5 protein-coding genes are annotated in these 14947 nt (G+C 65.4%); all 5 read right to left on the reverse strand.

Going from position 1 to position 14947, the window contains the following annotated elements:
• Nucleotides 1-84: 84 nt before the first annotated feature.
• The 5 genes from IPM27_00880 to IPM27_00900 all read right to left on the reverse strand — a co-directional run bounded on the left by IPM27_00880 (nt 85) and on the right by IPM27_00900 (nt 14860).
• Nucleotides 85-6123 (reverse strand): DUF11 domain-containing protein, encoded by a 6039-nt coding sequence (locus IPM27_00880; GenBank protein ID MBK9160122.1) that lies wholly within the window; start codon nt 6121-6123, stop codon nt 85-87.
• Nucleotides 6124-6130: 7 nt separating this feature from the next.
• Nucleotides 6131-11698, reverse strand: coding sequence for a DUF11 domain-containing protein (locus IPM27_00885; protein ID MBK9160123.1), 5568 nt, complete (start codon nt 11696-11698; stop codon nt 6131-6133).
• Between the two features lie 15 nt (nt 11699-11713).
• Nucleotides 11714-13015 (reverse strand): hypothetical protein, encoded by a 1302-nt coding sequence (locus IPM27_00890; GenBank protein ID MBK9160124.1) that lies wholly within the window; start codon nt 13013-13015, stop codon nt 11714-11716.
• A 220-nt stretch (nt 13016-13235) separates the two neighbouring features.
• On the reverse strand, nt 13236-13733 hold the full coding sequence (locus tag IPM27_00895; protein ID MBK9160125.1) for a DUF11 domain-containing protein: 498 nt from the start codon (nt 13731-13733) through the stop codon (nt 13236-13238).
• Between the two features lie 11 nt (nt 13734-13744).
• Entirely contained in the window at nt 13745-14860 is a 1116-nt protein-coding gene (locus tag IPM27_00900; protein MBK9160126.1) for a DUF11 domain-containing protein, read from the reverse strand.
• Nucleotides 14861-14947: the final 87 nt, after the last annotated feature.

Genomic DNA, 14947 nt, shown 5'->3' on the forward strand with positions numbered 1-14947 from the left:
GTTGTTTCTACTGGATTCCGGGTCAAGCCCGGAATGACGGGCTGATGGATTATTTTGGTTCATGGTCGATACCTCGATAGGTCGTCATTTCACACATACGCGGAATTCCAGCGAGAAGCTCGGGCTGGGCGGTGTCGGATCGCCGGCGAAACTGCCTTGCGGCTTGAAGCGTACTTCGCTGATCAGCGGGTCGCAGCCGTCCGGTTGGGGACTGGGGGTGTAGCCCCACGCCGGGGTCGGCGAGCCGCCGAAGTATTCGACATGCAGCGCCGGATCGAAGGTCAGTCCGCTGCTGCCCGGCGTGAAGATCACCGGCCCGGAGTCGGGCGCGCCGAGGTCGTTCACGTACAGTGATGCTTCGGCGGGGATCGGATCGGTGATCACCAGCGTGTTGTTGTCCACCGGGCCGGTACCGGAATTGGTCACGGTCAGGGTGTAGGTCGCGATCGCACCGGGGATCAATTTCGGATTTGTCGTGTCATTGACCGGATCGGAATAGACATCGACCGTTTTCAGGAAAGTCAGCGAAGGCTGTGCGCTGTTGATCGTGATCAGCGCGTTGTTGTCCACGTTGCCGCTGAAATTGATGCCGGCGCTGGTGTATTCGTGCCGCACACTGTTGTAATAACTCACGCTCGGCATATCGGCGCCGATCGTGGCGTTGAAGGTGATGGTCAGCGACGAGCCGGCAGCCAGCGCGTAGGCGCCGAAGTCCCACTGCACCTGCTGCTGGTTGAGGTTGCTGGCGTAGGGCGGCACGGTCGGCGCGACCGAGGTGGTGATCGCGGGCGTCAGCGCGGTCGGCGTGCCGTTCACCGTGTAGGCGGTCGTCGCCGAATAGTTCAGGCGCTTGGCCCCGTTCACCGCCGTGCCGTTGTACGGCAGGAAGTCGTACACCTTGAGCGCGGTGGTGGCCGCCGTGCCGGTGTTGGTGACGGTGATGGTGTAGGTCGCCGTGCCGCCCGGCGCGACGTTGGCAGTGCTGGTGGTTTTGCCGATGTTCAGTATCGCCACGTTCTGCACGCTGGCGGTCGCGGTGCTTTTGACCACGCCGGGTGTCGCGCAGGTATCGGTCGCCACGGTGCTGATCGACGCGCAGTTGATCACCGAGCCGCCCGAGGGCGCGTTGGTCTGCACGTCGATGTACAGGGTGCCGGAGCTGCTTCCCGGCAGACTGGCGGCCGTCATCGCGACTGCCGTTCCGCCGGCGATGGCGGTGAGCGCCGCATCCGCGCCGCGCGCCGCGCCTGCGGCTGCCGGGTTTTGCGACAGCGCCGGCACGCTGGGCCGCACGTCCGGGCCGCTGCCGACATACAAGTTGCCTGCCGCCGTGGTCGAGGCGGGCAGTGTGTCGTTAAGGGTCACGATCTGCGCCGCCTGGGACAGGTTGCCGTACAGAAGTTTGTAGCGCAGCTTCGCGTTCGGCGGCAGCGGGGTGTTCACGACATAGGGCTGGCAGGTCGTCAGCGCGGCGTCGTACACGCAGTCGATGCTTTTGCTCATGGTCAGCGTGTTGAACGGTACCAGCACCGGCGCCTGCCCGTTCGCCGTCGAACTGGGGAACGCGCCGCCGGTGTAATTCGCGGTCACGTCGTTGTAGTAGGTCGCGCCGGGATCGGCCGCGCCCTTGGGCACCAGCGTTCCCACGGTGGCGGTGAAGGTGAGCTTGAAGGTCTGCCCGGCCGGGATCACTACGCCGCCGGTGAACGTCCAGGTCACGGTCTCCTTGTTGAGCGTGGCGGGCGCAGCGGGTGGCGTGACCGTCGGCGTATAGGCCGGCGTGACCGTCGCCCCGTTCAGCGTCATCGCGCCGGTCGCGGCATACGCGAAGCGCCAGGTCGCGCCCGCCGCATTCGCCACACCCGGCAGGGTATCCACCAGGCTCGTCAGCGTGGCGTCCGCCGACCCGGTGTTGGTCACCGAAAGGGTGTAGGACACCGTGCCGCCCTGCGCCACGGTGGACGAAGTGCCGTTGGTGACGGCCTTGCTCACCGACAGGTTGCCGCCCGCCGCCGCCGCCGTCGTGGAACCGGTCGCACCCAGCGGATCCTGGGTGGTGGTCATCGTGGCGGTGTTGGTCACGCCAGCGCCTGCGGTTGCGGTGGTCTGCAGGTCGAAGGTGATGGTGCCGCTCGCGCCCGCCGCCAGCGTGCCGCCGGTCAACAGTGTCACTGTCCCGCCGCCCGCCGGATGCGCGGGTGCCCCCGCCGGCGTGCCGTTCACGATCAGGTTGCTGACCGCGTTCGCTCCCACCTGAGTCGGCAGAGTGTCGGTGATGGTGATGCCGCTGGCAGCCGAAGCGGACAGGTTCTCATAGACGATCTTGTAGCCCAGCTTGGCGTTCACCGGGATCGGCGTGCCATCCACATAGCTGCCGGGTGTGCAGGTCGGGTTGTAGACGCAGTCGATGGTCTTGGTGATCCGGGACATCGCGGGTACGTTCACCGGCGCGAGGTCGTTCGCGATCTCGCTGGCCGTCGCACCGCCGGTATAGTTGGCCTTCACGTCGTTGTAGTAGATCTGTCCGGTGGGGACGGCGCCGAACTGTGCGACGAAGGTGATGACCATCGTCTGCCCCGGGTTGATGGTCGTGGCTGCGGGGAAGGTCCAGGTCACGGCCTGTTGCGCGCCGGCGACCGGAGCGGCGGGGGCGGGATTCTGGTACTGGCCGGCAGCCGGCGCGCCGGCCACGCCGGTCTGCGCAACGCCGTTGACCAGCACCGAGGCGGTCGAGGTATAGCCTATCGTGCCGACCGCAGCGGCAGGCAATGAATCCACCACGCTGGTGACCGGCGCAGGTTGGGCGCCGGTGTTGGTCACGGTGATCGCGTAGGTCACCGGGCTGTTCGGCGTGATGTTGGCCGGACTGGGGGTGACCACCGCCTTGCTCACGCTGATGGTGTTCGGCGGCACCGTGACCGGTGCGGTTGCCGGGGTCGAGGTCGTCACGCCGCCTATCCTGGCGCGGCCGGTGTTCAGATAAGTGCCCGGTGCGACGCCGGTATAGGTTGCGGTGAACGTCAGCGTGAAGGTCTGGCCGGGAAGGATGGAGTTGTTCGGCGCGGCAAAGGTCCAGCGATAACGCCGGGCCGCCGCGCTATAGGTAGGCAACGGGGCTGCGACGGGGGCGCCGTTCAGCGTCGCCACGGTGAGGGCCTGGCAGGCCGCCGTTGTCGCGCCGCAGGTCACCGTTCCGGGTGCGGCGACCAGCGGCAGGATATCCTCCACCCGGTTAAAGGTGACGGCAGCGGCGCCGTCGTTGGCAACGGTGATGGTGTAGTTCACGTTGCCGGCCGCATCGATCACCGTATTGCTTGCCGTCTTGGTGACCCTCACCGCCGTCGCGGTCGCACTCACCGCGCTGGTGATGGCTGCACCAGCCGCCGCAACCCGCTCGGCACTGTTGATCGAGGCGGTGTTGGTCACTACGGCCGCCGCCGCCGCGTTGGTCTGCACGTCCAGATACAAGGTTCCGGAACTGCCGCCCGGCAGGACAGTCGGTGCAAGGGTCACCAGCGTGCCACCCGCCGTTGCCGTCAGCAGCGCATCCGGGTCGCGCGGCGCACCCGCCGCAGCCGGGTTCACCGACATCACGGGAGCGCTGGGCCGGATCTCCGGCCCGCTCTCCACATACAGGTTGCCTGCGGCCGTGGTCGAAGCGGGCAGCGTATCGGTCAGCGTGATGGTCTGCGCGTAGGCCTGCGGGTTGGTATAGACGATCTTGTAGCGCAGTTTGGCATTGGTCGGGATGGCTGCGGGCGGAGCGTATGAACCCGGCGTGCAGACGCCGAGCGCGTCGAACACGCAGTCTATGGTCTTGGCCAGTTGCAGCGATGGCGGGGTCAGCGTCGCTGTTGCGGTGAGGCCGGTCGTCTTGGAGGTCGCGGTGTTGGGGGCGACCGGCGTCAGCACGCAGGCGACGGCGCAGTTGATGGTCGCAGTGTTGCGGTAGGCGGTGTTATAAAGCATCAGGTTGTTGGCGGTGGCGTCGCCGGCCGTCGCGGTGAACGTGACCGCCAGCTGCCCGCCGGCCGGGATGGTCGTCCCGGACGGGAAGGTCCAGGTGACGGTTTCGCTGTTGGTCGTGGCGGGCGCCGCCGGCGGGGTCATGGTAGCGACCACGCCGGACAGCGGCGTCCCGTTCACCGACACGTTGCTGGTGGCCAGATAATTGAAGCGGCTCGGCGCCTGGCTTGCCAGCACGGCGGTTGCCCTGCCGGGCAGCACGTCGACCAGTGTCGCCAGGGAGGCGGCCGTGCTGCCGGTGTTCGAGACGGTCACGGTATAGGTCACCGTTTCGCCCTTGTTGGGGGTGGAGGGGGAGACGATCTTGTTGATCAGCAGGTTGGCGGCCAGCGAGGTGACGACGTTGGACGGCGTATAGGATGTCACGCCTGCCGGGATCTCTGTGCTGACGGCCTTCGCGGTGTTGACGATGGTCGAGCCTGCCGTGAGCAGCGGGAATTGCACATCGAATTCGAGGATACCGGCGCCGCCACCGGAGATCACCGGTATCGTGGGGTAGTTGAATGTGGTGCCGCCCGCGCCGAAACCGCATGCCGCGATGGCCGGACTGGAGGGCGGACCGATGTTCGGATTGGTGCTGACGGCGGTCACGCCGGTGGCGAAATTGACCGGTGTCAAGGTGTTCGGCAACTGGTCGCAGATCGTCACGTTGTGCTGCGTGCCGTTGTTGGTGTTGATATAGGAGATGCGGTAGCGCACCTTGGGTCCCGGCCCCGGCGTGCCGGTCGTGGGCAGGTTGGCGCCGTTGTTCGGCATGCAGGTCCCGGTCGCGTCGTACACGCAGACGACCTCTTTCAATATATATAAGGTCGAGACGTTGCTGGCGACGCTGGGCACGTTGTACACCCAGGCGCTGTCGCGGTTGCCGACCCCTAAAGCACCTCCGCCTATACCAAAAGAGCTCTCCGGACTGGTGTCGCCACCGAACACTTCGGAGTTGTTCACCAGGCCGTTGGCGGGCGGTGGCGAGGTCATCAGCAGACTGATCTTGACGTAGCTCTGCGTGCCCACCACGAGCCGCCCCGCGGCCCAGCGCACCGCGTTGGTATTGGGAGGCAGCGGGAAGGTGGCGCCGCTCATCGTCGGTGTCGCCAATACCGTGTTGGTTCCCGCGACGGTCGCCGGATTGGTGGTCGGGACGAAGGCATTGGAACCGACCATCGAGCCGGGGTAGCTGATGCGCTGCCACGGGCCGACGGTGCCGGTATAGTCGAGCTGGTAGCCGCTGTCCGGGCCGGCGACCGGGGAGCCGGCATTGAACGGTGGTACGCCCGAGCCGTTGGTGTCGATGGCGGGAACCCCGGCGCTGGGCAGTAGCGCGTTCAGCGCGGTGATGCTGGCGGCCGTGGTGCCGAAGCCGTTGGTCATTCCGGCATCCCACAGGTTGTGCGTGGATACTCCACCGGCCGCACAGGTGCTCACCAGGCCGCCCATCAGGGGAACCAGTTGCGCCCCGCGCGCAGGACAGATGTAATAGCCGTTGCCGGTGGGCGCCGACCATTGCAGCGCGCGGCCGTCTATGCTGGGATCGATGAACAGTTGCGTGCGTGGGTCGGTGGAATAGAACAGTCCCGTGTCCGCGTAGAGCTGCGCCAGGTTGCCGGTGCAGTTGGCCAGCGTGCGTCCCGCTGCGGTACAGGTGGCGATGGTGTAAGGGTCGCTGGTCCAGGTGGCGGTGTAGGTACCGGCGCCGCCGTTGCCGAAGCCGTTGGCCATCTGCGCGGGGGCGGGCGGCGAGGTCTGGTAGAAGCCGCCCATCCCGTCCGGCTGCACGAACCAGGCGCCGGCGACTTGCGCGCCCGCCGGGATGTAGTCGGTGATGTAGCCGCCCGCGCCGATGTCGGAGTTGTTGGCGATCGGCGTGAACTGGATGATGTAGCTGACCGTATCGCCCTGCTTGAAGCCCAGCGTCGCGCCCGGCACGCCGTTCGCCACGTCCTGTACGCGCTGCTTGATCATCGCGACCGTCTCCGGCGCGAAATATTTGGTGGTTTGTACCTGGCCCACGCTGTCCGCGTGCGCGAGCTGCGCGCCACAGAGCAGGGCGGAAGCCCCTGTGAGCAAAACGTACCGGCGTATCCTGTGTGCGATGTTCATGGGCGTATCACTCTGTAGTCGTCGGGCGCGTGATCTCGCTGCCCTTGTTCAAGCCGAATGTATCCTGGTCCACCTTCATGCGCAGCGTGACGAACAGGCCGCTCGCGCGGTAGGCGGCGCCGGCGAAGTCGCGGTCGTTCAGGCCGCGCACGTTGTAGCCGAGCGCCAGCCAGGCGTTGTCCATCACCTTGTAGCCGAGCGACGCGCCCAGGCCGTAGTCGCGCACGCCGGCGTTCACCGAGCGCATCACCGAGCCGTACACGCCGATGTCCCAGTCCTGCGTCAGGTCGTAGCGCGCTTCCGCGCCGAACAGGTCGGTGTAGCCGGCATAGTCCGTGCCGTCGATGGTGTCCAGCACGTATTTTGCGCCATATTGCAGCGCGACCTGGGTGCGGCGGTTCGGCATCCAGTTGGCGTTCAGGTTGTTCACCAGTTTCTTGCCCTTGATCGAGGAGGCCGCGCCCTGGCTGAACTGGGTGATGTAATCGGCGCGGTCGAACCATACCCATTCGCTGTCGTTCGGACGGTGCGCATAGGAGAAGCGCAGGTCGCTGCTGCGCGTATTGGCCAGCATGCCGTCGGCGTTGCGCATGGTGAACCCTGCTGCCAGCGTGCGGCCCTTGTCCAGGTCGCGCTGCATGCCGAGTTGCAGGTTACGCTGATGGTCGGCGCCGGCGTTGCGGATCTCGAGGCGTCCGTTGCCGCTCCATGCGCCGTTGTGGTAGGCCGCGCCGAGTGCGGCGGCGGTGTAGTCGCCGGTCATCGAGCCGGACGGCAGCGGAGTGTTCGGGTTCAGCGGCACGGCGGTGTTGCGCAGGGTCTGGCTGCGGTCGATGCTGAAGTCGGTCTGCCATTGTTCGTTGATCTGCCAGCGCTGCACCAGACCGAGGTTGGTGTACAGCCGCTCGGCATCCTTGCTGGTGTTGCTGCCCACCGAAGCCGATACTTCGCCGCCGCTCCACGGCTGGGTGCGCAGTCCGGCGCGGGTGGTGTTGGCGGAGATGTTGCCGCCGCGCGCGAATTCCTGTTCGGCGAACAGGCTGGTCTGCGCGGTCATCTTGTAGTCGGCGCCGAGCAGCAGGCGGTTCGGCATCGTGAAGCTGCCTGCGGTGCCGGAACTGACCTCGGCCGCGCCGCGCAACGCCAGCTTCCTGTCCAGCATGGTGTAGGACGCACCGGCGATGACCTGGTTGCTCCGCGCCGTGCCGGCGGCGTTTTTGTCCTGTGCGGTGCGCGCACCGTAGTACGCGTCGAGGTCGTCGCTCAGGCGCTGGTTCACGCGGCCTTCCAGCACACTGTTGCTGGCCTTGGTGGCCAGGTTCTCCTGCGTGTACGCCTGGCCTTGCAGTTGCAGGGTGTCGGACAGTTTCAGCCGCCCGTCCATGCCCATCTTGCGCGTGGAGATCTCGGACGGCGCCTGTTGTCCCATGCCGAAGCTGCCGGCCTGTTCGCGCACATAGGCCTTGGCGTCCCACTTGTCTTCATGGTGCTGCACCTCGCCCAGCCATGCGCTGCCGCTGGATGCGACACCGGCGCGGTTGCCGTCGGTGGAGGCGGCCTCGGCGCGCAGCCTGGTTTTTTCGTCGATCTGGTAACTGGCATCGACGCCCTTCAGGTTGCCGGTCGCGCCCACGGTGCCTTCGTGCACCAGCGTCGCGCCGACCTCCGCTTCCTTGCTCGGCTTGAAGCTGCCGCGGCCGCCGAAGGTGGCCTTCTTGTCGGCAGGATCGGCGGATTCGTATTCGGCGACGATGTAGGTCGGGTTGAGGTTGGCGTCGCGCGTTGCGACGGGCTCGCGGAAGGTCAGCGTGCCGAGCGCGTAGTCGATGTCGTAATCCAGATATCGCGTCATGTTCTGCGTGCTGACGATGACGTGCGACTGGAAGCGGTCGCGCGTCTCGATGCGGATCTTGTCGGAGTTGGTCACCAGGTTGGTGCGCGACAGTCTGTACACCCCGGAGGTGCCGTTGCCGGCGATCTCGTCCTTGATGTAGGCCTGCGAGGTGACGCTGGCGAACGCGTTGTAGCCGGCGCTCTCGCCCTTGTATTCGCTCTTCACGCCGTTCAGGGTGCGGCTGTAGCGGGACAGTTCGGTGACGCTCAGGCCGGTATCGTAATCGCCGAACATCGCATAGAACTGCTTGCGTTCCAGCTTGACGTACAGGCGCGCGGCGGAAGCGGCATCAAAGCCCGCCTGGGTCGCGTCGGCATACAGCGTGTAATACTGGGTCGGGTCGACGGTCTGCTTGAGCTGCTTGTTGCCGGTGTCCTTCGCGGTGTCGTACGCCAGCGTCAGCAGGTAATCGCCGCGGATGCTGCCCTTGGCGTAGAACGCCAGCTTGTTGCCGTCGAACAGTTGTTTTTCGGTGTCGGCAGCCTTGAGCGCCTGCACGTTGCCGGACAGGGTCTTGTGCCCGGCCGTGCCTTCGGCGAAACCGACCAGCACCCAGTCGCGATGTCCGGGTTCCAGCCAGGCGCGCACTTCCTGGGTGCGCCGGTCGTTGAACTGGAAGTTCAGGATGGCCTCGCCGGTTTGCGTGGTCGGCTCCAGTTCGATCATCGCCATGCCGTCGCGCTTGACTTCGTAGCGCGCCTTGCCGCCCAGGTCGCCGGTCAGTGGCTGGCGCTCGGTGCGTTCGCGGCGGTCCCAGGAACGGTACGGTTCATTGAGCTGGAATTCGCCGCTGATGCCGCGGCGTACCGGCACGCCGTTCTTGTCGAGGAAGCGCACCGCGATCACCGGGCGGGTCTTGCCGTCCGCGATCAGGCGCGATTGTTGCGGCACGAATTCGACGTGATCCAGCGTCAGCGCGTAATGGATGGTGCGCACGGTGCGGCTGACTTCCCTGCCTTGCGCGTCGCTGACGACCAGTTCGAAGCGGTTGTCGCCTTCCTTTACCGGTACCGCGTTCCAGGTGCTGAGCGACACGGTTTGCGCGGCGTTCGCCTGTGCGCCGTCGTACAGCAGCGGGCTCACCGCCTCGCCGTTCACGTTCAGAGCCGGCTTGTGCTTGGGATCGTGCTTCACCGCGACCTTGACCACCGGCAGGTCGGGGTGGAAGCTTTCCAGCGGGTGCAGCCATTCATTGCCGGGTTGCGCGCGGGACAACCATGCCTCGTCGTAGGGCAGGCGTTCCACCAGGCGGGTCGGGTCGTCGTCCTGCGGGGACTTGGCGGGTTTGCTGTCCGCTGCTTCCACCGCCACTTCGGCAAAGGTCCCGTTGCTGGATGGCGCGTCGCCCACCGTGACGGCGGCGGCGGGCAGGTTCTTCGCGGCGCGTTCCGGCGCGGTGAAACGCACCATCGACTTGATCTCGGCTCCTGCTGCCGCACCGTTCACTTCGATCTGGTACTGGTCCTGCCATGCGGCCGGGCGCGCCTGGCTGCGGAAGATCAGTGCGCTTCCGGCGACATCAGGATCGCCGATCGCCGCGCCGTTCAGTTTTGCGCTGCCGCGCACATATCCGGCTGCGTCGGGCAGGAGCAGGGTGGCGGAATAGCCGGTCACTTCGGTGCTGGCGACCAGTGTCAGCGATACCGTTGACTTGCCGCCGTCCGGTTTCGCGTCCAGGGTCTGCGCCAGGCGCGGGGCGATGACGGCCTTCTTCTGCACGTGGAAATCGGCACGCCACAGGCTGCCGCCGCGCAGGTTGACGAACTGCGAATACATGCGTCCGGCGAAACGGCTGTTCTGCTCGCAGCGCACCACCTCATAATCGCGCGGCAGGGAATCCAGGTCGAGTTGCACCACATGGGTGCCGGCGCGCAGGTTGTCGATGTGCCAGCGGCCGTCGCTGTCGGTCAGCACGTAAGCGCCGTTCTGCAGCAGCACACGCGCATTCGCCAGTCCCTTGGCGTCGTTGTCCGCCTGGTCGTCGCACGAACCTTCGATCACGCGTCCGATCAGGATGGTCTTGTTGCGGAACAGGTCCTCGCGCACCGTCACGCTGGCGCGCGCGGTGTTGGAGGTGATGCCGCCGGCTGCGACGGCGGTGTTCTCCGCCATGCCGGTGCGCGCGCCCGGCGTCACTTGCAGCACATAGCGCAAGCTGGCGGTCGCGGCGGGGGCGAGGTTCAGCGTGAAGGTCAGCGTGCGCGCGTCGGCCGAGACCAGCGGGTCGGCCATCGCGACGCCGTTCAGTTTCGCCGAGCCTTTCTGGTAGCGGAAGCCGGGCGGCAGGTGGTCGGCGATCAGCCCGCCGGCCACCGGCACGACACCGCTGTTGTTGGTGACGGTCAGGGTGTACGGCACGAACTCTCCGGTGCCGACCACGGCCTTGTCGGCGGTCTTGCGGATGGTCACGGTGGTGCTGCCCGGATCGACCGGGATGTCCAGCTTCACCGCCGGACCCCACAGCGTGAACACGCCGCCATAGGAACCGCCCGGAACCAGGCCTGGGACGCCAAGGATGACCGGTGCGATGGCCGGCGTGCCGACCGTCGCGGGCAGGTTGGCGGGCAGTACGGCGGACGGGAAGGCATGGCCGGCCGGGGGCGCGACGACCAGTTTATAGTTGCCCGCCGCGACCAGCGGGAAGCGGAAGCCGCCTGCCGGCACGACGGCGTCGCAGATCGTCGGCGTGCCGCTGATGATGGGTTGCGGCATCACGGTGACGCCGTCGTCGCAATACACTGCGGGTTGCAGGTTGGTCACGGCGTCGACCAAGGTTACCGTCGCGCCGTTGATCGCTGCGCCGGTGCCGGAGTCGAACACGATGCCGTACGGGTCGACCAGACTGCTGCTGGAACTGGCGATGGTCGCGGCGGGATTGGCGCAATTGATATGGTTGTAGACGCCGGTGATGGTTTCGTTGAACGACGTGATACTGATATTGCCGTCATTGGGTGTCGGTGCGCTGCCGATTGCGGCGAATATCGAGGATACCGATCCGACGAACGTGCCTGTGGATGCGCCGGTCTCGGTCAATTGCAGCACTTCACTGTCGCCGCCGGAAGTGGTCAGCGTCACCACGATCCGGTCGGCGGCGCCGGGATTGAGGTTTGCGTCAAAGCTCACCACGCGGATAAAGATCGCTTCGTTGTGCGCGTACGAAGTAATCGGATTGCCTGCCGCATCTCTCATCGGGGTAAGCAGCAGGTTGGCTGGCAACGGCGTGGCGGCGGCATTACCCGGCAGGATCGGGTTGGCCAGCGCGACGAACGGCCCGGCAGTCAGTCCGCCGGGCGCGTAGCCGGCAGGTTGTACCGGCTCGGTCACGGTTCCTGCCGGCGCCTGCGCGGCGCGGACCGGCGGGACGTATTGCAGCAGTTCGATCCTGATGCCGGTATCGATACACGCGGAGGTATTCACCGCTGCCGTGCTGGAAATGTTGAAGTTGTTCGCGCCGATGCTGTAGGCCGCGGCGGCGGTGTTGCTGATCGCCGTGTTCGGCGGGGTCGCCGCGAATGCGACAGAGGACAGAAGACAGAAGACAGACGCGAACGCCTTTTGCTGCACACGGGAAGTGCGCAGCAAAAGGCGGGCTGGCCTTGCGGCCAACCAGCCGGACACCTTCCCTGCCGCACGGCGAACCGTGCGGGTCAGGAAGGTGGTGATCGTCAAACTATCAAGCACTGTCTATCCCGTCGCTTATTGCACGATCGTGTTGAAATAGACGGTGATGTAGTTGCCGGCCGCCAATGAGCCGGATGACAGCATCGGCGTAAAGGTGGTGGGCGTCACAGACAGCGTGCCGAAGTTGACGGAAACGACCCCTGCCGCGTGCGCTGCACCTGCCGTCGTTTCATGCGCTGCCGAGCCGGGGGCGGTGACACCGGGGCCGGCGCCGGCGCCGGTCACTGCGCCGAAGCCGCTTGCCGACAGCGACGTGCCGCCCGAAGCAACGGTAGCGCAGGCTGCACCGGTACCCGCAGCGCCCGAGATCAGTTCCGCATCGAATGCCGTCGCGGCATTCAGTCCGTCGGTCACCGCGCTCAAGGTCGCCGGAGCGGTTCCGGTGTTCTTGATGGTGATCGCATATTGCACGTACGCGCCCGGGATGTTCTTCGGGTTGGTGGTGCCGTTGAACGGATCGCAGACCGGGGTGACGGTCTTGGTCACGGTGATGATGGCGGAACCCACGCGGTAGGCGTCCTGTGCGATGCCGATCGCGTCGCGTGCCGTGTTGGCTGCCAGCGGGTCGCTGATCGTATTGGCCGGGTCGGCGAACACGATGTCAACGCCTGCGGTGTCTGCGGTGGCGGTTTCCGAAACGGCCGACGCGGTGTTGCCGTCAACCGTAGTGGTCGCCGTCAGCGTCACGACAGCCTGGTCGCCGTTGTTGGCCACAGATGGGATGGTCGCCAGCACGAACACGGTTGCGGACGAGCCTGCCGCCAGCGAACTGATATCGGTCGCCGTGTCGAAAGCAGCATCGTAGACGCCTGCCGTACCGCCCGCACCCGGATCGTCGACGAACACCTGGAAGGCGCTTGCCTGGATGTTGTCGGCAACGGTGAACACCGTCGGGTTACCGGTCGCATTGGTAGCCGACAGTGTATAGCCTTGCGCCGCGTTACCGTTGTTGGTAACGGTGAAGGTGGTGATCGCACCCGTTGCACCCGGCAGGACGGTGGTTGCAGAACCACCGACTTCGGCTACGGACAGGTTGATCTTGTTGTCCACCACGAAGGCCGTGTTGCCCGCTCCGTTCGCTCCATCCGTACAGGTGGTGCCGCTCGTGCCGCCGTTGCCGGTGCTGTTGCCGGTGGGCGAAGAACAGATCTCGTTCTGCGCGTTGCCGTTGACCGAGTAGGACAGCTTGGCGATGTTGGTGACGGAGGTTCCGGCAGCGGTTGCCGCCGCCGCCCCCTGTGAGACCAGGCCAAGCAACGCCGCACCGGCCAGCAGTGCGACGAGCTTGTGTGGTCTGCTCGTTCGGTTTTGTTTCATTTTGCTTCTCCTTGTGTAAATAAAAAAATGCTGCTAACTGAAACTGCCAACTAAAAATCACTTCGAAAAAATTCGGGATCGCTGTCTTTCATGGAGGTCCGGATCCTGTGAGCAGGCACCTCCTGTAAAACAGTGAACGGATCCTCGGGGGATCCGTCATGGGTTCGGGCATCAGGTAACGACCGGGATAACTCGACTGGAAGATATTCACGGCCGCCTCCTATTTGATCGTTGCGCGGAAACCGACTTCGCCGGATTTGCCGCCAGCCAGCTGTCCCTTGTAGGTCCAGCGGATATGGGTGTATTCCCTGGGCAGCGCGTTGCGCGCGTTGCCTTTTTCATCCTTGATCTTCAGGTCTTCGGCATAGCCGTAATGCATGCCGCCATCCACGGAGAACAGGATCACGCAGTCCTTGCCGAACGCGCTGCCGCCAACGTATTCGGTGTTGGCCGGGATCGGGTTCTCGACGGTGATGTCGCTGGCCGTCTTGTCCCCGGTGTTCTCGAAGGTGTTGGTGAAGATCACCTCGGTGCCGGGAACGGCCTTATCGGGAGAGGCGCGCTTGACGGTCTTCTTGCCGTCCTTGGCGACCATTGTGACTTCGATCTCGGCGACGCTCTTGACCTTGATGGCACCATCCGCCGCTTGCGCGCCGAGCGAAAAGCCGCACAGCAGGACGAGCAGGTTGGCGGTGGACAGTAAACGGGAAATACGCATGGCGGCCTCCTTCAGTTGATCGTTGCGCGAAAGGTGATGACAAAATTCGCCGGGGCGGCAACATTCCCCAGCGAAACGGAAACGGTTGGTACGGGTACGGCGACGAGCTGTGCATTGTCGGCATCGGCGGCATCGGTTCTGGCGACGCCGTTCACCGCGATGCTTTGTTGCACGTAGCTGGTATTGGCGGGCAGCGGGTCGGTGATGGTCAGGCCGGTAACGGTGCCCGTGCCGGAAACCGTTACCGCGATCCGGTAGGTCAGCACGGCGCCGGGCATGACCACGGCAGTGCCCTGCGGGTCGAGCACGCTGAGCACGCTCTTGGTCAGCACCACGTTCACGCCATCGGCAAGGTAGGCGCCGTATGCGGAATGCATCGCATCGCGCGCGACATCTCCCGCCGCCATGCCGGCGCTGTCGACGAACACCACGTCCACACCGGCGGTATCCGCGCCTGCCGTGGCGACCAGAGTGGCCATTGTGGCGGCCTCGACGGCGGCGGCAGCCAGGCTGACGACCGATTGCTGGTTGAGCGGGGTGGCGGCGGGGATGTCGCCGACGACGAACACGTTCTGCGAGGTGCCGGCGGCCAGACTGGGGATGGTCGTGGCGGTATCGAGCAGCGGTTCGTAGAGGCCGTTGTTGTTGGAGTCCGCATAGGCGACCAGCCCGGTCGCGATGAAATCGTTGGCGGTGAACGGTGCGCTGCCGCCGGTTGCCGGATTGCCGGTGGCCGGTGCGGCGGCCAGTACGATGCCCTGCGGGTCGTTGCCGAGGTTGGTGACCGGGAAGGCGATCACCGCGCCGGATTGTCCGGCGCTCACGGAGGTGACCGTTCCGGCGGCCACCAGCACGTTGACTTTCTTGTCCACCAGGAACGACGCGACGTTGCTGGTTGCGGTGAGCGGCGCTGATGCGGCGACCGTGTAGGATATCGAGGCCTGGTTGGAGATCGTGGTGCCGGAAGGCGTGGCTGCATGACCGAATTGCGATACGACAAAAAGCACAAAACCGCACAGACCGGGCAGGTTTGTGCGGAAGGTGTGTCCGGAGCGGTTGTCAGCACGCAGCATGCGTGTCATGCCGATCCGGTTGTCATTGGTCCATGGCGTAACGATTCCAAACAAGCTTCCAAATACCCCTCGCATAAGTAAGATCACATCCAAAACGCGCGCGATTATACCCGACTTCATTGATATTTTCTAATTTATCTA

The organism is Nitrosomonadales bacterium (assembly GCA_016716325.1).
Lineage (GTDB): Bacteria > Pseudomonadota > Gammaproteobacteria > Burkholderiales > Gallionellaceae > Gallionella.

What these genes read in the sequence shown, in the direction of transcription:
- IPM27_00880 (MBK9160122.1), bottom strand. Translation starts at nt 6,123, where the DNA reads ATGAACATCGCACACAGGATACGCCGGTACGTTTTGCTCACAGGGGCT.
- IPM27_00890 (MBK9160124.1), bottom strand. Translation starts at nt 13,015, where the DNA reads ATGAAACAAAACCGAACGAGCAGACCACACAAGCTCGTCGCACTGCTG.
- IPM27_00895 (MBK9160125.1), bottom strand. Translation starts at nt 13,733, where the DNA reads ATGCGTATTTCCCGTTTACTGTCCACCGCCAACCTGCTCGTCCTGCTG.